Genomic DNA, 22,325 nt, shown 5'->3' with positions numbered 1-22,325 from the left:
ATTAAAAAAGTGGGTAGAATACCCAGCCCTCATGTCAGTCTATCTGTAATGAATGTGAATATGTTAGAGCACCAAAGAAGCCTCTTAGCTGTGATGGGAATCGATATATGGATTCCACAAAATACGGCACAAACACGTCATTACAAACCTTCCTTATATCGCGATCAGGTTGAAGAAAATCATCCAATAGATGTATGTTTTCCTGAATTTGCGCAAGCTCAATCAGAACAGTTCTTCACAAAACCAGCTTCACAAGCAGAACAGCTAAATATAGAGGATTCTTCGCTTCAATTAAAAAGTAATCCAGACGGTGTGCAGCTTCCTCGAGAATCTGTGGAAAATGACAAACAGTCTCAAGATGAGGTTGCTGAGCGTCAACCGCTTGTAATCGATGCTTTTGAAATTCAAGCGATGATCACTAAAACACATACTATTCTGCTAGATGCTACAGCGCTCACCACAGATCAAGAAAACTTATGGGTGAATATCCAGCGTAGTGTGAGTTCACAGTTTTACGATTTAAAATGGCCATTTAATTTCGCACAATTCCAAGATGGAAGAGGTGCTGAGGTATTTATACAGGGTTTTATCGATGCATTATCTGTTGATAAAAAGATATTGAGCTTAGGGTGTTTGCCGCATATATCGACGACTCAGCATATGCAGATTGCAAGTTTACAAGACATGATTAAGCAGCCATTGTTAAAACGTCGCTTGTGGAACTTAATTAAAAATTAAATCGATACTGGATCTAAAGAGGGAGTTTTATGAAAAAAAAGGTTGTGGTATTTAGTCAGATAGATCCGAAAATATTAAATCAATTAGAATCGAAATATCAGGTCGTTCAAATTAATCCAAAACAGGGTGACATTAATGAGCAACTTTTAAGAGAAGTTGCGGATGCAGATGGGATGATAGGCGCTGGGCGTCGTTTAAATCAAGACAACTTACAGACCGCAAAAAAACTTAAAATTATTTCTTCGGTCAGTGTGGGCTATGATAATTACGACGTTGAATATTTAAAACAACAGGGTATTTGGTTGACCAATACGCCTCATGTGTTGACAGAGACGACTGCTGATTTGGCTTTTACATTATTGATGAGTGCGGCTCGTAAAGTTACACATTTAGATTCTTGGACAAAGCAAGGACATTGGACGCGTACCGCTGGTGTTGCACAATTTGGTCAAGATTTTTATGGGAAAACGCTCGGTATCATTGGCTTAGGTCATATCGGTGCTGCGATAGCTCGACGTGGTTTTTATGGATTTAATATGAATATTCAATACCATAATCGAAAACCATGTATAGAGCGAGCTGAGCCTTTAAAGGCGAAATATTGTGATCTTGATACTTTACTTTCAACGTCTGATTTTATCGTCATTGCAGTCGATTTAAATGAGCAATCGAAAGCGCTGATCGGTCAAGCTCAATTTGAGAAAATGCAAAAACATGCTGTGTTTGTGAATATTGCCAGAGGATCAGTTGTGGATGAGTCGGCCTTGATTGAGGCGCTTGAAAATCACAAAATTTTTGCTGCTGGTTTAGATGTTTATCAGAAAGAGCCGCTCCAAGAATCACCATTGTTTCAATTGGAAAATGTAGTGACATTGCCGCACGTAGGTTCGGCGACAGCAGAAACCAGAATGAAAATGGCAAATCTTGCTTATGATAATCTGGTAAAAGCCTTAGATGGGGATGAGCCTCATTATATTGTGAATAAGTAAAGTCTTTTGAGAATGATAATAAACGTAACAGTTCATCATTAATCTTCACATTATTCAATGTTATAGTCGATGAAGTACACGTTTAGGAATACAGGTTTGAAGAAGATCATTTTGGCTTTATTGATAGCGAGTTCGAGTTTTTCAGCGGCGGCTGATGAACTCTACAATGCCAATAAAATTCAATTTGAAGTGCCTGATATTAATAGTGGTGTTGGATTTATCGATCAACAAAAAGAAAAAATGATCGGTGAAAAAGTCTATCGTCAAGTACAGCAACAACTTCCAGTGTTAAACAATGTTTGGTTGGAAGATCAATTTATGGCTGTATTCCGAAAAATTATTGCGCAAACACAGTTGGGTCAACCAATTGCTTTGGTGATTGTAAACGATCCGCAAATTAATGCCTTTGCTGTACCTGGCGGTTTATTTGCATTGAATAGCGGATTAATTACGTCGGCAAAGAACATGGATGAAGTTGCGGGTGTGGTTGCTCATGAGGTGGCACACGTCTCGCAAAGACACTACAGTCGTTCTCAAGAGGCTTTTAAAGGGCAGGGATTGCTTGCACTCGCTGGTATCATTGTGGGTGCTGCAATTGCATCACAAGCTGATGGTAATGCAGGTGCTGCCCTGATGATGGGAACTCAAGCTGCATTGGTGGATCGACAGTTAAGTTATAGTCGTAATCAAGAGCGTGAAGCAGACCGTATTGGAATGCAATTGATGTATCGTGCTGGATATAACCCGTACAGTATGTCTGAGTTTTTTGAAACCATGAATCGTGCGACTCCAAAAATTAGTTATCTTCCTGATTTTTGGTTAACACATCCTTTGACTACTCAGCGTATGAGCGAGGCTCGATTACGTGCAGATCAACTTCCTAAAGTTCCATATAGCAACACACTCTCTGAGTTTGATCAGATCAAGTGGTATACCGCAGTTGTGACCAATCAAACCAACGAGGAACAGTTAAAGGGAGTGGTGAGAGCAAATGCATTGGCTGGAAGAATTGCACTGTCTGCTTTTTATTTAAAGCGTGGTGATTTTGATCTAGCACAAAAAGAAATTGAGCTTGCTAAGAAAGTCCAGCCAAATCATCAGCTTATCGCGCTTATTCAAGCAGATATCTACTTGGCGACCAATCAATTTGATTCTGCGCAGGAAACGATATTGGTGCGCCAACGAATAACACCTGAAAATCGTGCTTTAAGTTATAAATTAGCTGAAATTTATATTCGACAGGGAAATTTTGTTGCTGCTGAAAGGTTGGCGAATAAATTTATCCAAACCAATAATCGTGATACGCAAGCATGGTTCATTCGACAACAAGCGGCAAATTTAGATATTAAAAATCCTTTACGTACTGTAAATGTATTGCGATATCGGGCTGAAGTTGAATATTGGAAGGGAGCGGAAGAGAATGCGATTCGCTCACTCATTCATGCTCAGCGTTTAGCCAAGGAAAATAACTCTATGAGTGCAGTCATCAATCAAAGACTGCGGATGATGCAGGATGAGCGTCAACAAAAATTATAAGAGGTTTAAATGATAAAAGGTCAATGCTTATGTGGAAAGGTGCAATATATTTATCATGGTGATCTTGAGAAAAGTATCTTGTGCTATTGCAAGCACTGTCAGTTGGCTCAAGGCGGTTTTACTGCATGGAATAGCCCGATCCCGCTTGAAAACTTCGAGTTAATTTCTGGTGAAGATGTGCTTAAGTCTTATTTTCATACCGAGTTAAAGGCAAGAGTATTTTGTGGTGAATGTGGAAGTCCTTTATATTCACATCGACTTGATTTACCAGGAATTATACGTTTAAGGCTCGGTTCTGTGGTTGAAGGGAAAATACCGCCACCTTATGAAGAGTTTTTCCAGGAATACAAACCTAACTTTATTGAAACTATTCATTCTTAGTGATTAGATTCTTTTAGAATGATGAATGAATAAATATTTTAAATTATGTGATTGAATCTAATAATGAAATTGCCACTATTTTTTATGATGTTGTTTGGGGTAGGGGTGTTCACTCATGCGGAAACACTTCCTGTTAAATTTACACAAGAAATTGAAGTTGTATCACAAAAATATAATGCCGATATGAGGCATTTTCTAAAAATGCTAGCACCAAATACAACACATTTTAGCCTTGATCAGACTCAAAGATATTGTGTCATTGTTGGAACTTATGTCGATGGTTTTTATCAGGTAGTGGATAAATATCGAAAGGATTTACCATTTTCCTACTCTAGAATGAGTAAACAGGATGTTGTTGAGAAAGTGAAGCGATCTAAAGAAATGCAGATTTTACAAAGATATAATATTCAATGTGAGTTTAAATAATCAGAAAGTGAAAAACGAAAAGTATTGTTGTAATAAAATCGGGGATACGTGATTTAGACTGGACTATTTAATTACATTATTAAATAGACCAAATCAAACATAATAAGAAAAGTTAAGAAAGTTGAGCTTTAATTTTACTCGAAACTTGTGCAGGATCGGCACGTCCGGCTATGATCGGACGTAGAGAATTCATCACCTTACCCATATCTTTCATGCTAGTAGCTTGTTGCGCAGCAATCGTTTGCGCAATAATTGAATCAAGTTCTTCCTCAGTCATAGCTGCTGGTAGAAATTGAGATAAAACCTCAACCTCGGCTTGTTCCTTACTAGCTAAGTCTTGTCGATTAGCACTTTCAAAAGCTTTAATCGATTCTTTACGTTGCTTGATTTGTTTTTCAATGACCGCGAGAACTCGACTATTATCTAGTTCTACGCGTTCATCGACTTCGATTTGCTTAATTGCTGCTTGGAGACTACGAATCACCGTTAACTTATCCATTTCTTTAGCACGCATTGTTGCTTTCAAAACGTCAGTAATTTGGTTTTTTAAAGTAGTCATTTATATATCCGAGCAGTCAATCACAAATTAATCTTAGTAAAGGCGAGTAGTACGTACTGATTCACGCGCCAATTTCTTTTGGTAGCGTTTAACAGCAGCAGCTTTTTTGCGCTTACGTTCTTGAGTTGGTTTCTCGTAGAATTCACGTTTACGAACGTCAGCTAAAACACCCGCTTTTTCGCATGAACGTTTGAAACGACGGATAGCTACGTCTACTGGTTCGCCTTCTTTCAATTTAACTTGTGGCATGAAGAATCCTCTAGTTTATGGATAAGACTAAGCGCCGAATTGCGCTGAGTCACAAGTGAAGGTCAGTATTTTACTCATTTACATCTCATATCACAAGTCTATAATAGCTTTAGCAATATTTTGAAATGGGTTAAAGGCAATTTAATGATCGTTTTAGGCTTAGAAACGTCGTGTGATGAAACTGGTCTCGCACTCTATGACAGCGAAGTCGGCTTAAGAGGACAGGTGTTATATAGTCAGATTAAATTGCATGCTGAATATGGTGGAGTGGTACCTGAATTGGCATCCCGCGATCATGTTCGTAAATTAATTCCTTTAATCAATCAATTGCTTGAAGAAAGTCAAATCAAAAAATCTGAGATTGATGCGGTGGCTTATACACGTGGTCCAGGCCTAATGGGTGCACTCATGACTGGAGCATTATTTGGTCGTACGCTTGCATTTGCGTTAAATAAACCAGCGATTGGTGTGCATCATATGGAAGGGCATATGTTGGCGCCTCTTTTATCAGCCACTCCACCGGAATTTCCGTTTGTCGCCTTGTTAGTCTCGGGTGGGCATACACAATTAATGGCGGCATATGATATTGGACATTATGAAATCTTAGGTGAATCAATCGATGATGCAGCGGGTGAAGCATTCGATAAAGTTGCTAAGATGATGGGGCTGCCTTATCCAGGTGGTCCAAATATCTCTAAACTTGCTGAGCAAGGTGATGCCACTGCTTTTGAATTTCCACGCCCTATGTTGCATCAAGGTTTGGAATTTTCATTTAGTGGCTTAAAAACAGCGGTTTCTGTCCAAATGAAAAAATTAGGTGATGAAAACCGAGACGCTGATATTGCTGCGAGTTTTCAAGAGGCTATTGTTGATACATTGGTCAAAAAATCAGTTAAAGCATTAAAGCAAAGTGGTCTTAAGCGTTTGGTTATTGCTGGTGGTGTGAGTGCCAATAAGCGTCTTCGTGAACGTCTTGAAGCAGATTTAGCTAAAATAAAAGCTCAAGTATATTATGCTGAACCGGCTTTATGTACGGATAATGGCGCCATGATTGCTTTTGCTGGATATCAACGCTTAAAAGCAGGACAGCATGATGGCTTAGCCGTGACAACGACGCCACGTTGGCCGATGACGGAACTCAAAAAACCTACTGAAGCATAGATGTTTGGTCACGAGAAAAAAGAGGCTTATAGCCTCTTTTTTTATATTTACACTATTGAAAGAATTTGCATGTCTTCTGGTGAGAGTTGAAGATTCACTGCATTTGAAAATTGGGTAATTTGTTCAAGGTTTGTTGCACTGGCGATTGGTGCTGAAATATGCTTTTGCGCAAGTAACCAAGCCAAAGCTACCTCAGCAGGTGCTGCATTGTGGCGCGATGCCACATCTCTGAGCTTATCTAAAAGGTTTAAGCCTCGCTCATCAAAATATTTTACAAGCGTATCTGCACGTTGACGCCCTTGAATATTGTCTAATGACGAATATTTCCCAGATAGAAATCCACTAGCCAGACTATAAAAACTTACTACACCAATTTGATGGCGTTCACAAATGGGTTGCAGTGTTTGTTCGAATACATCGCGATCGTAAAGATTATATTCAGGTTGAAGAACCTGATAATGTTGCACACCAATCTTTTGTGCAGCTTGAATAGAAGCGTCTAATTGATCAGCTGAAAAATTAGAAGTGCCATAGGCACGAATTTTTCCTTGATCTTTGAGCTTTGAAAATGCTGATAATGTTTCCTCATGAGGTGTGTTTTCATCAGGCCAGTGTGCAAAATAAAGATCAAGATAATCTGTTTTCAAACGGCTTAGAGAGTCTTCAACTGCTTGCATAATCCATCGTTCAGATAAACCTTGATGGCCGGGAATCCCCATATCTAAACCGACTTTAGTAAATAGCACGATGTCTTCACGTTTACTTGGATTTTGTTTTAACCAATTACCAATGATTGTTTCTGACTCGCCACCATGATTGCCTGGTGCCCAAATGGAATAGAAGTCTGCTGTATCAATGGTGTTAAATCCACGCTCATACAGTGCATCTAAAATTTTGAAACTTTGTTTTTCATCAACCGTCCAACCGAATACATTTCCTCCGAATACGATGGGTGCGATGAATAAATCAGTTTGTCCAAGTTTTCTTTTTTGCATGAAATATCCTAGGTAGAATAATACGACTTATTCTAGCTATATAGGATTCGTCTATTTCTCGCTATCCAAATAATGTATAAACATTATCCAATGATTTTGACAAAAAAAGAGGCAAAAAGCCTCTTTTTTAATTCTCTATGTATTCAAGCAGAATCAGAAACGATAACCTGCGCTGATGTTGAACCCATCAAATTTAGCCCCATCAACTTTAGTACCTTCATAACCGATATTGATCGCATATTGCGGAGCAGGATTAATATTAATACCAACACCATATGCAAACGCTGTTTCACTTAGATCCATGTTTTCGTATATGTTCAAGGCGCGATATGAACTTTCAACTTTTGAATGCGCGATCCCGACAACACCATAAACACTGAAATTCTCATTAAGACGATATGCAGGGCCTGCTAGCAAAGAAAAATGTTTTACATCTGTATCTTGGCGTTCACCTGGTTCAATCCAAGTTTCATCACCAGTTTGATACGACATTGTTGCCATAACGCTTAAAGGAGTCTCGAGTTCATAGCGATATTGAGCGTGAACACCGCGAATATCAAACGCATTTTCAATTTCAGACTGAGCATAACCCAATGAAACGGTGTGTTGTTGGGCAAAAGTTGTCGTTGTTAAAGTGGTCATCGAGAGAATTAAACCCAATTTTAAAAATTTAGTTATCATGGCGCATGCTCATTATTTGTGATTTATTTATCATTAAATGCTAAAAATGGCGATCATTTTTTGGCAAACTTTATTGTACTGTCTATTTTATTATTGTAAATAAAAACTAAACAAATAATTTTATTTGTATTATGAATGGTGTGAGAATGTATTTATTGACTCGCAATTGAGTTTTTAAATCGTTCTTTTAATGCAATATAGTGGGAATGCTGTTTAGCTTCATCCCATTTCACTTTAAAAATTCGTGCTGCTGCAGCCTTAATAGCGTCTTCTTGTTGGCGTGGTAGTTCTTCACGCCCGTGAGCACCACTTAAACCTTTTTTGTCATTAGGTACAGGACCTTTATATTTTTTTCCACCTTTATGGTTGGCATAACGTCTCGCTCGGGTATAACCCATTTGTAAAAATTTACGAGCCATATCTGCACCGACAAAATCATCGACTGCTAAATATTCAAGAAAGAGTTGATAAATCTTATTAGAACTCTCTCTAGCTTTATCTTCATCTGCAAATTTCCAAAAGGGCAGAATTTCAGATTTGTAGGGTTCGACGAGTAATACACCCTGTTCACCACGACCAATTCGATAGAGTTCTGGCCTTTCTCTGAAATTAATTTTTTTAAAGTCCAAAGAGTAGTCAAAACTTTGAGAGTTAACACGAGAGCTTCTACGTGGGATGTTATCAAGGTCGTTATGATTGTAAGCCATCACATTCTCTTTTGTACTTTTAAAAAATATATTAGGTGATCTGAAATGAAAAACGATTATAGAATTGTGAGTGATATTTTAAAATTGTGATTAGTTGTTTTAAAGAGATGCGCTAAACACGCCGAAAGATTGAAATTGAACTGTATTAGAAATCAAAACAACGAATTAGACTATGGACGATAGCGGGGCGAAATTAAGTTTTAAACTTAAAATCTAGCAGACACAAATGATTAGACATGACGATGCTCAATAAGAAACATTTTGTCATATAAGTTTTATATCTATGAATTAATCTAAGCGATACGTATAAAAATAATTTTGGATGTCTGATTGGATCTTATCATCATCATTTTTGGCTATCTATATGGTCGTAAATTTCATCCCAACAAGTACATTGAACAAGTATTTTTTTTAGCCCTGATTTTATTTATTTTTTTTTGCACTGTTTACGCAGCGCCAAACCTACTCGCATTAGAAAATCCTAAAGCTGTTTTGAGCAAGTTAGTTATTCTCGCACTCGGGGTATGCGCATTTACTTACTGGTTTAGTTCACTATTTTATAAGAAGAAACAGCAGGAAAACAGCAAACGTAAACCAATCCAAATTAAGGATATCATTAAAATATTGACAGTATATCTTTTGCTTATTTTGGTGTTTGTAGGAGGGATCTTCACTTATAGAATGGATTTAATAGATGAGCAAATAGCTTTAAGTATTCAAAACGTTCTGATCTACATTATTCTATTTTTGATCGGAGTCTTTATATCAGCATTTAACATCAAAACATTGCAATGGCATGATTTTAAACTCCCAATCATAATGGTATTGGCAAATACAATATTTGCCTGCTTTATGCTGATAATTTGGAAGGAAAGTGCTGTATTGCTTTCTGGATTCGGTTGGGCAAGTCTGTCTGCTGCTATGATTTCACAAAAACTAAATCCCTTATTGGCAGTTCAAGCTTTAATTGTGGATATGATTCGAGGGATGTCTTCCATCATTTTTCTACAGTTTTTTGGAAGACATCAACCACAAGCAGCAATTAGCACCACAGGTGTACTGTCCTGTGATGCATTCTTACCGATGATTAAGCAACATTGTGGTGAGCAATATGTGCTAGATGCGTTTAAAGCGGGACTATTGTTGTCGCTGTTTTGTCCATTGAATATATTTATTGCGATTCATTTTACCCAAAGTGTGACACGTTAAACGGTAAAACACCTCAAAGACAGTGATTTTAGCAATCACTAACATACCATCACCATTAATATATCCGGCATTGTGATTCAAAAAAAATGCAGCATCCTCATTCATGTTATCGTGTTCATGCTTACAACCGCGTGTTCCTCCAAGACCATCGTTATAAATAAAAACATGACCAGATTTTGAAAGTTGATAATTGAATTGCTGAGAGAATAGGGTGCAAAGGTCTTGCATTTCTGTATTGTTATCGAGGTTTAGGCGAGTAGGCCATGTATTTTTTTTGAAAGCATATCGTGTAATTGCACGATAACTTGAGGGATGTAAACACACAGCAAAAAAATATGATGGTGCTGGGTGGCGGATCATTTGAGAAATGATGAAGTAAATATATTGGAATTTTAATAGATTTGATTTTCGATAGGCGCTAAGAAGACCTGCTTGACCACGAAAAACATTCATTGTCTGGTCATTCTTTTTGACTTCATAACGTTGCATACTTAAAAATCCAACAGGTTTTTCTTCATCAAAATAGATCAAAACCCGTTTGCTTGCAGCATCATCGGGGGCATAGGCTTGAGCAATATCATTCAAATCACAACCCTCTGGTGTCATGAAGATCGCTTGATGAAGCGTTTTTAATATATTTTGAACATCTGGGGATTGTGTATGTTGGTTACTATATTTTTTAATTTGGAGCATGGATGCAGCCTTTTTCTATAATTATTTGCGTCCCTCATACTATTTTTGAATTGTTAAGTTTGGGTTACATTAATTTTTTCGAAAAACAAAAAATGGTTGTTATGTTATATTGTTTTAAATTTAAATTATTTTTTTAATTTTTATTTATATAATAAATTTTATTTAAATTAATAACTTAAGGTAATATTTGCGATTTTTTGATTTAAAATTTTTTGATATCGATAGAGAGCAATAAGTTAAATTGTTAATTTTATCTTTATAATTATTCATGAATAATTTATTAACTTTTATCGTAATAAAAGCTAATAACTTAGATTAAAGAGTGAAAGTCGAGAAACTAAGACGTTATTCCATCTTAGTTTCTTATTGCAGAAGCTGATGTAAATGCTTAATCACGCTTTAATTGAGTAGAGCCGATCCAATGTTTTGAAAATTGGAATGCGGAACGACCTGAGCGTTGACCTCTGGCTTGGCACCAACGTAGCGCCTCAACACGTACTTCAGGCGTCATTTCAATATCAGATTTTTTTAAATAGTGCTCTACAATCTCTAAATAAAGATTTTGATCCATCGGGTAGAACGAAAGCCAAAGACCAAAACGATCAGACAATGAGATTTTTTCTTCGATCGCTTCTTGCGGATGTAATTCAGTATATTGAGGCACGTCCACTTTAGTGATCGGGGTGTTTTCATGCATAAATTCTGGGAGTAGGTGGCGGCGGTTACTGGTCGCATAAATAATAAAGTTGCCAGAACCTGACTCTAGTGAACCATCTAACACACTTTTTAAACTACGATAATTTTCGTCTTCAGCATTAAAGGCTAAGTCATCACAATACACGATAAATTTTTCAGGACGATCTTCAATAATTTTTTGTATTTCTGGTAGGTCTGACAGATTATCACGCTCAATTTCAATGATGCGTAAACCACGGTCAGCATATTTAGACAGTAAAGATCTCACAATAGATGATTTTCCGGTTCCACGAGATCCTGTCAATAAAATATCGTTTGCAGGTAAGCTTTGTAAAAATTGTTCAGTGTTTTGCAGTATTTTTTCTTTTTGTTTTTCGATACCTTTTAAATCATCAAGATGAATTATTTTAGGTTTTTGAATGGGGATCAGCCGTTTATTTTGCCATTTGTATCCTAGTGCTGAGAAATCAATTTCCTGACTCGGTTCAGATAATGTGTGATTAAGTTGATCAATAAGTTGAGAAATTTTTGTTAACAGTTGATCTGGTAGTTCTAGAGTCGCCATAGTTGTTTGTGAAATACAATTCAATAAAATCAAGTTTAATCTACATGATGACGACAGCGATGTGAACTGATCTAAGGTATAAATCTATGCTGACTGGTCGATACAAGAAATAAATTTTATTAAGTTGATTATTTTGTGCTTTTTTTGCATAGTTTAAAAACTGAACAAAACTAATTGAACTAATAAAAATCAAAGGACTAGCTCAATGATTTTAGGCAATCGTAGTCAAATTAATCCGCATCAAGCGTATCGAATTAAAAAAATGCAACATGAGCTTGAACGTGCGGAGAGCTATGAAGAGTGGAAAGACATTGCCTTAAAGCTGGATGAGGAGACGGGCGCTCAGGAATGGAAGTTTGATAATACTTCACCCTATTTTGATGCTGAAATTATATCGCATCGTTTAAATCTCTTACGCCGTTACAAGCTGAATCATCGTGTGTTTGATCTTATCTATATTTTGCGAGAAGGCTTGAGTCATGATGTCGCCAATATTGGTCATCCTATGCTGTTCACACAAACATATATTGGCACTAAAAAACTTATTGAGGACTATATCGAAGAGGTTTCACAGAGTTTAATTTATATCGCTTCGGATGAATGTTCAGGTTTGACACATCAAGAAAAATTTGATTTTTTTAAAAATTGTCAACTGACCTATGGTCAACCAGCAATGATGTTTTCGGGTGGGGCCTCATTAGGTTTGTTTCATACAGGCGTGTGTAAGGCGCTGATGGAACAAGATTTGATGCCGAAAGTTTTATCAGGTTCGAGTGCTGGTGCGTTAATGACGGCGATGTTAGGCGTTTCTGATCAAAAAGATATTGATCAGCTGCTGACAGGAGAGAGCTTTTATAGCGAGGCATTCCATTTCAGAAGTTTCAAAGAGTTGCTTAGAGGAAATGGTGGTATTGCTGATGTGCGATATCTTAAGAAATTTTTAGTGGAAAATTTAGGGGACTTAACATTTCAAGAAGCGTATGAAAAGTCTGGACTTGATATCAATATCAGTGTTGCACCTTATGATGTCGCTCAGGAAGATGCTCGTATCATGAATAAATATACTGCGCCAGATTTACTGGTGTGGAGTGCAGTATTGGCATCATGTGCGGTTCCTATCTTATTTCCTCCAGTTCGACTGACCAGTAAGCGTTATGATGGGGTGCATACACCATACTTGGCAAGTATTCGTTGGGTGGATGGCAGTGTAAGAAGTGATTTCCCACAAGAGAAAATGGCTCGTCTCTACAATATTAATTACACCATTGCCAGTCAGGTGAATCCACATATTGTGCCATTCATGCAAAGTGATGCGGAGCGTTTTAGAACAGATCTACTCAGCTGGCCGCAACGTTTAGTGCGTAAACATGGTAAAACGATTGCGATGGATGTCATGAATTTCACTCGTGACCGAATGGGCAGTGTGCCGACGATTAGACGACTATTGGATCACGGTTATGGTATTGTTGATCAGCGTTATTATGGTGATTTAAATATTGTAGGTAATTACAGCCTACGACATTATCATTATATGCTACAAAATCCGCGACCTCATTTGTTTAAAGTCCTCCAAAGAGAAGGCGAGCGGGCAACTTGGTCTAAACTGTCCAGTATTGAAACACATGCGCGCATAGGAAAAACCATTGAACATTGTTTGGATATGCTGACGCAACTAAAACAGCAAAATGAATCTCTCGAAAAACAATCTACAGTGGCAAACCATTCAGCCTCTGCTCAGGCAACCAGTTAATTCTGAACAAAGTCAGCAGTATGGTCGTCTAATTTATTGTATCGAAATAGACGACCAAAAGTATTGGGTTAAGCGACAACAGCAGGGTATCAGTTCACAGCATGAGCAGTGGTTCGACAATGAGATAAAACACTACCAATCACTCAGTACTCGCTCTTCAAAGATCTTAGTGCCGTTTGAGATCGTGTATGACGAAAACAGTAGATTCAATACACCTACATCAAAACATGATTCTTCATCATTGATTCTGATTGAAAATGCGGCGCCGTTATTTGAAGTAGAAAATTCTGTCTATATTCAAATGCAGACCTTCCCACACAATGAGTTTTCAAATGTGGTCAATTTATTATTACATAGTCTAGATGCATTACTATCGATTCATGAGCAAGGATGGGTTCATGCAGATCTTAAAAGAGAACATTTTAGAATATTGAATGGTCAACCCAAATTAATTGATTTTGAACAGATGTTTCACTTTGAGTGCCATCCTCAAGTTTCTACACATGGAACACCAAGGTATATGGCGCCTGAGTTGTTTCATGGTGAGTCAAAATCACAAGCATCAGATATATATGCACTCGGTATTATTTGGTTAGAATGGTTAAATCAGTACTCAATCCGTAAAAAAAGCTATATAGATTGGGCAAAATGGCATTGTCAGCAATTAAAAGTTGAAATTATTAGGCCTTTTTCTGACTTAACACCAGTACTCCAGCAGATGTTGATGAAAAATAAATCACAAAGATTGGACAATATTTATCAATTAAAACAGATATTAAGCGAATTTGTCTAAAGAAAAACCAGTAAAATGGATAATTGTTTTATATTTAGTCAAACAATAAGGTTTTTCAAAAAAAGGGCTTGTCATGAGATAATGATCTCTATAATATACACAGCCATCGGGGACGTGGCGAAATTGGTAGACGCACTGGATTTAGGTTCCAGCGCCGCAAGGTGTGAGAGTTCGAGTCTCTCCGTCCCCACCAAGTAATTTACTAGGTGGAATGACCGAAGTAAGTGAAATAGAGGATTGGTGTAATGGTAGCATGACGGTCTCCAAAACCGTTCGTCAAGGTTCGAATCCTTGATCCTCTGCCAAGTTTTATGAAGCTCAGTAATATAATTGAGTATTCAAAGGGGACGTGGCGAAATTGGTAGACGCACTGGATTTAGGTTCCAGCGCCGCAAGGTGTGAGAGTTCGAGTCTCTCCGTCCCCACCATATTAAGGCAAGGTTTGATACCTTGCTTTTTTATTGCCTATATTTTTATATCAATACAGACTGAAATATCTAAACATAAAAAAAATCGCCTACAAAGAGGCGATATTAATATTTAAATGATCTATTCAGTATTCATTCCTTTGAATTAAGCTGAAATTAAGCCTTCAAGTGATCCTCGAATTCTTCACCTAATTGCATTGCCAACGTATTTCCAGATAAGTCACATGTCACTAAACCATATTCTTTTTTAAAACTGAAAGTGAAGCCTTGGTTATCCTTTAAATTTCGAACGGAATAACCTAATTTTTCTAACCAAATTCTGAATGCAATTAAATTTTTTGCTTTGACCACTTTCTTCATGAGACAACTCCTTTGACTAATGAAATATTAATAAGGTTAATGATGTTGTTTTTAAAGGGTTTGAACCTAAATTAATGTAAATATATTTTAATTCCATAGAAATGTATATATTTCATGCAATTAAAAGACAGAATTTGATCATGTTGTTAAAGCTTTAAGATAAAGAAGAGAATGTATTGTCTGAAGGGTATAAAAACTGAGCGAATATCGCTCAGTAATAAACCCCTGTATTTTGAATAGATAATGCTAAATTTAGAAATTATCTTTCATTTCCCGAATACGTTTAAATTCTTCAGCACTGTTGACGCGCAAGAAAGGATTGGTCTCAAGTTCAATTTCAATGGTGGAAGGTAAGGTTATTTGATTTTGATCTCGAAGTTTCTGAACTTGCTCAAATCGTTCTTGCAGTGCCTTATTCTCAGGTTCTACTTGCAAAGCGAATTGTGCATTTGAGAGCGTGTATTCATGGGTACAGTAGACTTGAGTTCTTGGAGGGAGCGCTGACAGTCGGTTCAGTGATTGATACATTTGTTCAGCCGTTCCTTCAAAAAGGCGTCCGCATCCCATTGCAAATAAGGTATCTCCACAGAATAAACTGTCAATTTCATCTGCAAATATTGCGATATGACCTAAGGTGTGGCCAGGAACAGCGATGACGTCAAGTTTTAAGTCATTAAAATAAAATTCATCATCATGATTGAGTGGACAACTGATAAATGGAATTTTAGATAATTCTTCACGTGGACCATAAACTTCAATATTTTTTTCCGCGATTAACTCTGGCACACCACCAATATGGTCTTTATGCCAGTGGGTAAGCCATATTTGCTTAAGTGTTAAACCATTCGAGTCACAATAGTTGACCACCAAATTGGCTTCTGTAGGGTCTACCACTGCAATTTCTTGGGTTTCAGTATCTTCAATAATCCATATATAGTTTTGTAGCGCATTGTTAACATCAATTACGCGAACTTGATAACGCATCCTAAACGATCCTAAAGCATGTGACTTATTTGATCTCATCCTAGATCAAGCTTATCAAATTGTAAAATTCACCCAAATTTTAAACAGCGATGTATTGTAAATATTGATGTCGAATTTGATGAGGTGCATTGTTGTTAGCTTAAGATTATCTGATCTGATGAACAAATTTCGAGTAAAAAGTAAATGAAGATAAAAGTGAGATTGAGTGCTTGCATCAGCGCAGTGATGAGTTCGATTGTTCTTGTTGGTTGTATGCAGAACTCTCAAGTTGGTCAACTGCAAAAGTCTCAATTATACGAGCGTCCAAGCAGCTGTAAGGTCAATGAGACAATTGAACGTAAAGCGGTTCCTCAAACACCTAACCAAATGAGCCTTCCGAGTTTTGGGCAAGGGGTTATCGGTTGGGCAACAGGGCCAGAAGGTGCTCAAGCACGCTTAGAAAGTGTATCTAAGCAAGACATCCATCAGTTTAAAGCTCAAGGTGTTAGTTTGGAAATGATACGCGAATGGCAAGCGTTTTATAAGCATGAAGCAAAGCGTAATCCATGCAATCCAACTGCGCCGTTACGTGCGCAATTAATGGAAAAAATCGCTTCACTTTGGATGGATTGATATTAAAAAAGATCCCATTTGAGATCTTTTTTTAAATTTACTATCGCATTTTGGCGAGTTTTTCACCTGTCATTTGCACCAATTGAACTAATACTAAAAGCACAATAACGGTGAGTATAACGACACTGGTATCAAAGCGTTGATAACCATAGGAGATCGCAAGATCACCAATGCCACCTGCACCGACAGCGCCAGCCATGGCTGTTGCACCAATTAAGCTGATTGCAGCTGTAGTTAAATTGAGAATGAGGGAACTGCGTGCCTCAGGCAGAATAAACTTGAAAATAATTTGTAGGGGTGTTGCGCCCATAGCTTGCGCTGACTCCACGATACCTTCGTTGACTTCAAGGAGTGAAGTTTCAACCAGACGACCAATATAAGGTCCTACATAAATGGTTAAAGGAACAATAGCTGCCCATGTCCCAATAGAAGTACCCACAATCATTTTTGTCAGTGGAATAACCGCGATCAGGAGGATAATAAACGGGAGGGAACGTAATGCATTCACAATAGGGTTTAATCCATAGTAAATCACACGATTGGCTAAAATCCCGTTTGGTCGTGTAACAAGTAGGGTTATCCCTTGAATTAAACCCCAAATCGTACCGAATAGCATTGCAAAGAAAACCATATGGAAGGTTTCTTGTAGGGCTGTCACAAATTGATCAATTGAAAGCGAGCTTTTCCAAAAAGGTTCAGTAATTTCTGTTAGCCATTGAACAATCATATCTCTCATGCACGTACTCCTGATTGTTCAACCTTAACGCCATGTTGTTGGAAAAAGCTGATGGTTTCTTGAATAATGTCTGGATCACCCAGTAATTGCACAAACATTTGTCCAATCACAGCGCCATTAATTTCGGTCATGTTGGCAAATAAAATATTGAGACTAATATCAAATCGTTTGATGGCAGCTTGTACAACAGTTTCTTGTGCTGAAGTACCTAAGAACTGCAAGCTATAAATACTGTGGTGATTTTGATTTTCTAAATTATTTAAAATATTGATAGGTAACTGCTGCTGTAAAACAGTTTGAATAAATGTTTTGGTCGTCGGGTGTTGAGGTTGACTAAAGATATCGAGAGTACTACCGTGTTCAATCACTTTGCCTTGTTCCATAACTGCAACAAAGTCGCAAATCGACTCAATAACATCCATTTCATGCGTAACCATAACAATGGTGATTCCTTGCTCTTGATTAATTTTTTTCAAAAGGGCAAGTACAGACTTTGTCGTTTGAGGATCAAGCGCTGATGTTGCTTCGTCACAGAGTAGAATTTTTGGATGATTGGCAAGTGCCCGAGCGATACCTACACGCTGTTTTTGACCACCAGAAAGCTCATCTGGAAAAGCATAGCGTTTATGTTTTAAATCGATAAACTCAAGTAGCTCATCTAAGCGTTTTAGACGCTCAGCTTTACTCCAGCCAAGGAGTTTCATTGGCATTTCAATATTGGCTGCAACGGTTTTGGTTTGTAGTAAATTGAAATGCTGGAAAATCATACCAATATTGGCGCGTTCTTGACGTAATTTTGAAGCGCTCAAAGCAGTGAAATCTTGACCGTGGATGATCATTTGACCTTGATTGGGTCTTTCTAGTAAATTGATCAAACGGATCAGTGTACTTTTACCTGCACCACTATAGCCTATAATTCCGAAGATACTTCCATCTGGAATCGTCAGATTAATATTGTCTAAGGCGTGAATAGTTTGGCCTTTAAGCTGATAATGTTTACTAATATTTTTAAATTCAATCATAACGTCAAGAACTATTAAAAATGAAAAACAGGCAAATTAAATTTGCCTGTTAAAAATACAGAAGTCTAGAATTATTGAGCTTCTGTGAGATATGTTGTTGGTTTATCAACATTAACCTTAGTGCCACCAAAGTTTTCTTTCACATATTGCTTAACTGCATCTGTATGATATAGCTGACCTACCTTTTGCAATACAGGATCATTCTGACGCCCTTCAGCTACAGCCAATACATTCACATTCATTTTTGTACTTTGATCGATTGGCTCGTAGTAGATCGCATCTTTTAATACGTTCAAACCACCTTCCATTGCTAAGGTGTTGCCTAATACAATGGCATCCACTTCATCTTTCACACGTACCGCAGTTGCCATTTGAATCGGTTTGATGGTGATTTGTTTAGGATTCTCAGTTACATCAGAAGTTGTGCCTTTGACATTGTCAAATTGAGGTTTTAACTTTACTAAACCAGCAGATTGCAATAATAAAAGGGCACGTGATTCATTAGCACCATCGTTTGGAATTGCAATGGTCGAACCTGTTTTGAAATCATTTAAGTTTTTAACTTTGCTTGAGTAAATCCCCATTGGCTCAAGATAAGTCGTAGATAATGGCGCAATTTTTTGAGTATTGGCATCATTGTATGCAACCATATATGCATATGATTGGAAGGCATTGATATCAATCTCTTTATTGGCTACCGCAGTGTTCATTGAAACATAATCAGTAAAGTTTTTAACATCTAACTTTAAACCTGCAGCTTCAGTTTCTGGCAATTTTGCAATGAACTTCCAGATATCTGCATCTGAACCTGTAGAAGCGATTGTAATGGTTTGAACTGAATCTTTATTCGTGTTGTTTGCAGCGGTTTCTGGAGCATCTTGTTTTGAGCATCCAGCGATACCCACTGATAGGCCCAAAACTAAACCAAGAATTTTCTTCATGATATTTCCTGAGTATGTTGAAACGATCTTCAACTTACATATGCAGTGAGGTGAATAGTGAAATGAACTGTCCTTGTTTCAAGAGCACTTCAAGCTATTCATCTGTTAGAGGTAATTCGGTATTTAGCTATCAATTATTTAAGCATTGATAACAAAAAAGTTGGTTGATGATAACAATTTTTTTTTATTCAATATAGTGATGTTAATGAACTAGCTTAGCATAAAGCGTCATATACAATTTATGAGAATGTATAAATAAACTTTAAATATCATACTTATAATTTGAGTGTTTAAAATTAGAAAGACCCGTTATCAGCCGAACACCTTATAATGATTTAATATATCAATATGAAAAATATGGATTTAATTTAGAAATTTGCTTGGTAAGATCATTATTGTATTTCTGCCGATATTGGCTAGGGGGCATACCAAACCAACGCTTGAATGCTCGTCTGAAATTTGAGGCATCGTGATAATTAAGAAGCATACCAATTGTTTCAATCGTGAGTTGCGTATGCTCAAGAAAATAAGCACTTTGCTGTGCAAGAACTTGATCTTTGACTTCTTTAAAGGTTAAACCTTCTTTTTCTAAATGACGAGCTAAGGTTCGTTTGCTCATGAATAATGAAGCGGCAATCTCAGATTCATTTTTGGGATCTGATAAATGCTCAATCAGTATTTTTTTGACACGAAACTGATAAGTATTTTGGGGTGTAAGAAGTTCCTTAAGTACATTTTCACATTGTTTTTTTGCAATGAGATAGTTCTCCTGACTTGCTGAAGCATTCGGGATTTTACACACAGATAAAGGTATCTGAATGCCATCAAAAGATTGTGAAAATGCGAAATCACATTGAAAAATTTTTGTATAAGCAGCGTGGTAAGCAGGTTTAGGATAGCTAAAAAGCAACTTCGCCTCAGTTAATGGCTTACCTAAAATAAATTCAGCACACTCTTTAAATACCACCATGCAAGACTCGATCATGCTTTGATATACAAGGGTGGAGCAATCGATATTAAATTGAATTTTACAATTCATCTGCTGATCACGCTTTTCGAGAATGACTTCTGCAAATCCAATCCGAGTAGGTAGATAATGTTGAATCGCTTCAAGTGCAGCATAGAGGTTTGGGCAACTGTGCATCAAAAAGCCCATTGCGCCATGAGTCGTTGGTTTAAGGCGATGTCCAAGTTCTAAACCGAAGTCGGGAACATCTGCCATGTTCAATGCATTGTCAAATATACGAATAAAATCAGATGCTGAAATCCGGGAATCTTCCTGTTGAATAAATTCAGCAGTCAGAGATGTGCCATTCAATAAAGTTGGGAATACACGCAGCCCACCTCCCAATTGTTGCGCAATAATTCTGACATAGGCGCAGGGAATCAATGCCCGAATTGCATTATCGTCCTGATTGCTATGTTCTATTCCTTTAGACATCATACTCAAGTCCAGATAGCGTGATATTGATCTTTCTTAAATCTAGCCTCATTAGAGCTGCTAATTTGAATTAAAAGAATGTCAAAAAATGACTTATTAATGTCAAAAAATGACCTGATTGTGTATTTTTTAAATTCTATGCTCAAACACAGATCATCAGCTTAATGGAATAAAGGCTGAATATAAATTTAAAGATGAGATCACATAGGACACATTGTCATGAATAATTTAGTCAAAAAAATGAATGCTGTTCGAGTAGATTTGGTGAATTTTAGCGCTCGCTATATTCCCTTAGAAAATCACATCAAAGCTGCCCATGTATACCATAAATTAAAAAGTAGCCTATTTAAGAATCCTGATTTTGATCAAATTGAAGAAATTCAACTTCCAGATCCAAATGTTTGCCCCTTACAAGAGCTTGATGTTAGTAGCCCTTTTTTATACAAGCAAGGTGTATGGAAGGATACTTTTAAGCGATTACGGAAAGATGCGCCGATACATTATCAATCAAACAGTTTATTTGGTCCTTTTTGGTCGATGACACAGTACGAAGATGTCATGTACGTTGATAAAAATCATCAGCTCTTCTCTTCAGAACCGATCATTATGTTGGGTGAGCAACCGCAAGGTTTAGAGCTTGAAATGTTTATTGCGATGGATCCACCGAAGCATGATATTCAGCGTAAAGCTGTGCAGGGGGTTTTTGTACCTAAAAACTTAAAAGACATGGAAAGCTTGATTCGGACACGTACCCAAGACGTACTTGATCACTTGCCTTTAAATGAAGCTTTCGACTTTGTAGATCGAGTTTCAATTGAGCTGACCTCAAGAATGTTGGCAACATTGCTAGATTTCCCTTACGAAGAACGCCGTAAATTGGTCTATTGGTCTGAAATTGCATCTTCATCCCCAGGTACGACAGGCGGCACGATGACCATTGAAAATACTTTTGATGGTCTAAAAGAGATGGTGAGAGATTTGTCACAACTTTGGCATGATAAGGCTGCACGTATAGAAGCAGGTGAGGCTTCAAGCTTTGACTTGATGAGTATGCTTATTCGGAGTGATGAAACAAAGGATCTGATTCAGCGGCCATTAGAGTTTCTGGGGAATTTGGCATTATTAATCGTAGGCGGGAATGATACGACTCGTAACTCGATGTCGGGCGGGGTTTATGCAATGCATTTGTTCCCTCAGGAATTAGACAAGCTGAAGAATAATCCTGATCTGTTGCCTAATATGGTTAGTGAGATTATTCGTTGGCAGACACCATTGGCGTATATGCGCCGTGTAGCGACTCAAGATCTAATTTATAAAGGTCAGTATATCCGCAAAGGTGACAAAGTTGTTATGTGGTATGCGTCTGCTAACCGTGATGAAACTGTGTTTGAAAATGCGGATGAATTTCGTATTGATCGTGAAAATGTGAAAAAACATCTATCATTTGGTTATGGAATTCATCGCTGTATGGGTAGTCGTTTGGCTGAGATGCAATTGACTATTCTTTGGGAGGAGATTCTCAAACGTTATGACAGAATTGAAGTGCTTGAAACACCTGAGATTGTTCAGTCTAATTTTGTTCGTGGATATTCTAAGATGATGGTAAAGCTGCATCCTAAAGTAAATCAGGAATAAGGAAAAGCTCTTTCTAAGGGTTTAAGGACTACTTTAGA

Annotated in this window: 24 protein-coding genes and 3 tRNA genes; 14 read left to right on the top strand and 13 right to left on the bottom strand. The window is 37.4% G+C overall.

Translation table 11 applies throughout. The annotated features are described in order from the left end of the window. Window positions 1–60: 60 nt before the first annotated feature. From AC1M85_RS09230 to AC1M85_RS09210, 5 genes are all read left to right on the top strand, one after another. Window positions 61–738 (top strand): hypothetical protein, encoded by a 678-nt coding sequence (locus AC1M85_RS09230; protein WP_481611375.1) that lies wholly within the window; start codon window positions 61–63, stop codon window positions 736–738. Window positions 739–767: 29 nt separating this feature from the next. Next, window positions 768–1,727, top strand: coding sequence for a 2-hydroxyacid dehydrogenase (locus AC1M85_RS09225; protein WP_488212937.1), 960 nt, complete (start codon window positions 768–770; stop codon window positions 1,725–1,727). Window positions 1,728–1,823: 96 nt separating this feature from the next. Then, complete coding sequence (locus AC1M85_RS09220) at window positions 1,824–3,263, top strand: M48 family metalloprotease (protein WP_488212936.1); 1,440 nt, start codon at window positions 1,824–1,826, stop codon at window positions 3,261–3,263. 9 nt (window positions 3,264–3,272) lie between these two features. After that, a complete protein-coding gene (locus AC1M85_RS09215) occupies window positions 3,273–3,644 on the top strand; it encodes a GFA family protein (RefSeq protein ID WP_488212935.1) in 372 nt (123 codons plus the stop codon). Window positions 3,645–3,707: 63 nt separating this feature from the next. Further along, the gene (locus tag AC1M85_RS09210; RefSeq protein WP_488212934.1) at window positions 3,708–4,070 is read left to right on the top strand and encodes a hypothetical protein; all 363 of its coding nucleotides are present in this window, start codon (window positions 3,708–3,710) and stop codon (window positions 4,068–4,070) included. A 112-nt stretch (window positions 4,071–4,182) separates the two neighbouring features. Here the strand turns inward: AC1M85_RS09210 and AC1M85_RS09205 are convergent, their stop codons facing one another. Both AC1M85_RS09205 and rpsU read right to left on the bottom strand, forming a co-directional pair. After that, window positions 4,183–4,629 carry a GatB/YqeY domain-containing protein gene (locus AC1M85_RS09205; RefSeq protein WP_488212933.1) on the bottom strand — a complete coding sequence of 149 codons (447 nt, stop codon included), beginning with the start codon at window positions 4,627–4,629 and terminating at the stop codon, window positions 4,183–4,185. A gap of 33 nt (window positions 4,630–4,662) precedes the next feature. Beyond that, window positions 4,663–4,878: a 30S ribosomal protein S21 gene (gene rpsU, locus AC1M85_RS09200; RefSeq protein WP_001136722.1), complete on the bottom strand. Its 216-nt coding sequence runs from the start codon at window positions 4,876–4,878 to the stop codon at window positions 4,663–4,665. A 144-nt stretch (window positions 4,879–5,022) separates the two neighbouring features. On the opposite strand from rpsU, the gene tsaD reads away from it, so the two are divergent. Then, window positions 5,023–6,039 (top strand): tRNA (adenosine(37)-N6)-threonylcarbamoyltransferase complex transferase subunit TsaD, encoded by a 1,017-nt coding sequence (gene tsaD / locus AC1M85_RS09195; RefSeq protein ID WP_481595493.1) that lies wholly within the window; start codon window positions 5,023–5,025, stop codon window positions 6,037–6,039. Between the two features lie 47 nt (window positions 6,040–6,086). Here tsaD and AC1M85_RS09190 read toward each other — a convergent pair whose 3' ends face one another. The 3 genes from AC1M85_RS09190 to AC1M85_RS09180 form a co-directional block, all read right to left on the bottom strand. Then, window positions 6,087–7,034 carry an aldo/keto reductase gene (locus tag AC1M85_RS09190; protein ID WP_481612491.1) on the bottom strand — a complete coding sequence of 316 codons (948 nt, stop codon included), beginning with the start codon at window positions 7,032–7,034 and terminating at the stop codon, window positions 6,087–6,089. A 153-nt stretch (window positions 7,035–7,187) separates the two neighbouring features. Beyond that, window positions 7,188–7,715: an Ail/Lom family outer membrane beta-barrel protein gene (locus AC1M85_RS09185; protein WP_092766154.1), complete on the bottom strand. Its 528-nt coding sequence runs from the start codon at window positions 7,713–7,715 to the stop codon at window positions 7,188–7,190. Window positions 7,716–7,867: 152 nt separating this feature from the next. Beyond that, a complete protein-coding gene (locus tag AC1M85_RS09180; protein WP_488212932.1) occupies window positions 7,868–8,422 on the bottom strand; it encodes a DUF4385 domain-containing protein in 555 nt (184 codons plus the stop codon). A 330-nt stretch (window positions 8,423–8,752) separates the two neighbouring features. On the opposite strand from AC1M85_RS09180, the gene AC1M85_RS09175 reads away from it, so the two are divergent. After that, complete coding sequence (locus tag AC1M85_RS09175) at window positions 8,753–9,631, top strand: LysO family transporter (protein ID WP_488212931.1); 879 nt, start codon at window positions 8,753–8,755, stop codon at window positions 9,629–9,631. On the opposite strand, the gene AC1M85_RS09170 is transcribed toward AC1M85_RS09175, so the two are convergent. Together AC1M85_RS09170 and AC1M85_RS09165 are read right to left on the bottom strand one after the other, a co-directional pair. Next, entirely contained in the window at window positions 9,560–10,324 is a 765-nt protein-coding gene (locus AC1M85_RS09170; protein ID WP_488212930.1) for a hypothetical protein, read from the bottom strand. The two genes, AC1M85_RS09175 and AC1M85_RS09170, sit on opposite strands and share 72 nt — an antisense overlap. 388 nt (window positions 10,325–10,712) lie before the next feature. Beyond that, window positions 10,713–11,585, bottom strand: a complete 873-nt coding sequence (locus tag AC1M85_RS09165) for an ATP-binding protein (protein ID WP_488212929.1) — start codon at window positions 11,583–11,585, stop codon at window positions 10,713–10,715. Between the two features lie 205 nt (window positions 11,586–11,790). Here AC1M85_RS09165 and AC1M85_RS09160 point away from each other — a divergent pair, with 205 nt between their 5' ends. The 5 genes from AC1M85_RS09160 (at window position 11,791) to AC1M85_RS09140 (ending at window position 14,556) form a co-directional block, all read left to right on the top strand. Continuing rightward, window positions 11,791–13,335 (top strand): DUF3336 domain-containing protein, encoded by a 1,545-nt coding sequence (locus AC1M85_RS09160; RefSeq protein ID WP_488212928.1) that lies wholly within the window; start codon window positions 11,791–11,793, stop codon window positions 13,333–13,335. After that, on the top strand, window positions 13,271–14,128 hold the full coding sequence (locus AC1M85_RS09155) for a protein kinase domain-containing protein (RefSeq protein WP_488212927.1): 858 nt from the start codon (window positions 13,271–13,273) through the stop codon (window positions 14,126–14,128). Before AC1M85_RS09160 ends, AC1M85_RS09155 begins: the two co-directional genes overlap by 65 nt. A 108-nt stretch (window positions 14,129–14,236) precedes the next feature. Then, window positions 14,237–14,321, top strand: a tRNA-Leu gene (locus tag AC1M85_RS09150). Between the two features lie 38 nt (window positions 14,322–14,359). Further along, window positions 14,360–14,433, top strand: a tRNA-Trp gene (locus AC1M85_RS09145). Window positions 14,434–14,471: 38 nt separating this feature from the next. Continuing rightward, window positions 14,472–14,556 (top strand) — tRNA-Leu (locus AC1M85_RS09140). 156 nt (window positions 14,557–14,712) lie between these two features. Here the strand turns inward: AC1M85_RS09140 and AC1M85_RS09135 are convergent. Then, entirely contained in the window at window positions 14,713–14,916 is a 204-nt protein-coding gene (locus tag AC1M85_RS09135; RefSeq protein ID WP_035267651.1) for a hypothetical protein, read from the bottom strand. A 252-nt stretch (window positions 14,917–15,168) separates the two neighbouring features. Continuing rightward, complete coding sequence (gene gloB, locus AC1M85_RS09130) at window positions 15,169–15,900, bottom strand: hydroxyacylglutathione hydrolase (protein WP_481591199.1); 732 nt, start codon at window positions 15,898–15,900, stop codon at window positions 15,169–15,171. 225 nt (window positions 15,901–16,125) lie between these two features. Here gloB and AC1M85_RS09125 point away from each other — a divergent pair, with 225 nt between their 5' ends. Next, on the top strand, window positions 16,126–16,512 hold the full coding sequence (locus tag AC1M85_RS09125; RefSeq protein ID WP_143047387.1) for a DUF4951 domain-containing protein: 387 nt from the start codon (window positions 16,126–16,128) through the stop codon (window positions 16,510–16,512). A gap of 40 nt (window positions 16,513–16,552) precedes the next feature. Here the strand turns inward: AC1M85_RS09125 and AC1M85_RS09120 are convergent, their stop codons facing one another. The 4 genes from AC1M85_RS09120 to AC1M85_RS09105 all read right to left on the bottom strand — a co-directional run bounded on the left by AC1M85_RS09120 (window position 16,553) and on the right by AC1M85_RS09105 (window position 20,652). Beyond that, window positions 16,553–17,248 carry a methionine ABC transporter permease gene (locus tag AC1M85_RS09120; RefSeq protein ID WP_035267644.1) on the bottom strand — a complete coding sequence of 232 codons (696 nt, stop codon included), beginning with the start codon at window positions 17,246–17,248 and terminating at the stop codon, window positions 16,553–16,555. Continuing rightward, a complete protein-coding gene (locus tag AC1M85_RS09115; protein ID WP_488212926.1) occupies window positions 17,245–18,270 on the bottom strand; it encodes a methionine ABC transporter ATP-binding protein in 1,026 nt (341 codons plus the stop codon). The genes AC1M85_RS09120 and AC1M85_RS09115 overlap by 4 nt, the downstream gene beginning before the upstream one ends. A 71-nt stretch (window positions 18,271–18,341) precedes the next feature. Next, a complete protein-coding gene (locus AC1M85_RS09110) occupies window positions 18,342–19,211 on the bottom strand; it encodes a MetQ/NlpA family ABC transporter substrate-binding protein (RefSeq protein WP_035267639.1) in 870 nt (289 codons plus the stop codon). Between the two features lie 343 nt (window positions 19,212–19,554). After that, complete coding sequence (locus tag AC1M85_RS09105; RefSeq protein ID WP_488212925.1) at window positions 19,555–20,652, bottom strand: AraC family transcriptional regulator; 1,098 nt, start codon at window positions 20,650–20,652, stop codon at window positions 19,555–19,557. 219 nt (window positions 20,653–20,871) lie between these two features. Here AC1M85_RS09105 and AC1M85_RS09100 point away from each other — a divergent pair, with 219 nt between their 5' ends. Continuing rightward, window positions 20,872–22,287, top strand: coding sequence for a cytochrome P450 (locus tag AC1M85_RS09100; protein WP_228143069.1), 1,416 nt, complete (start codon window positions 20,872–20,874; stop codon window positions 22,285–22,287). The last annotated feature ends 38 nt before the right edge of the window (window positions 22,288–22,325 follow it).

The organism is Acinetobacter sp. 24-47-64 (assembly GCF_057737055.1).
The sequence above is the reverse complement of the archived record's forward strand: the minus strand, read 5'-3'. Positions and strand labels throughout refer to the sequence as shown.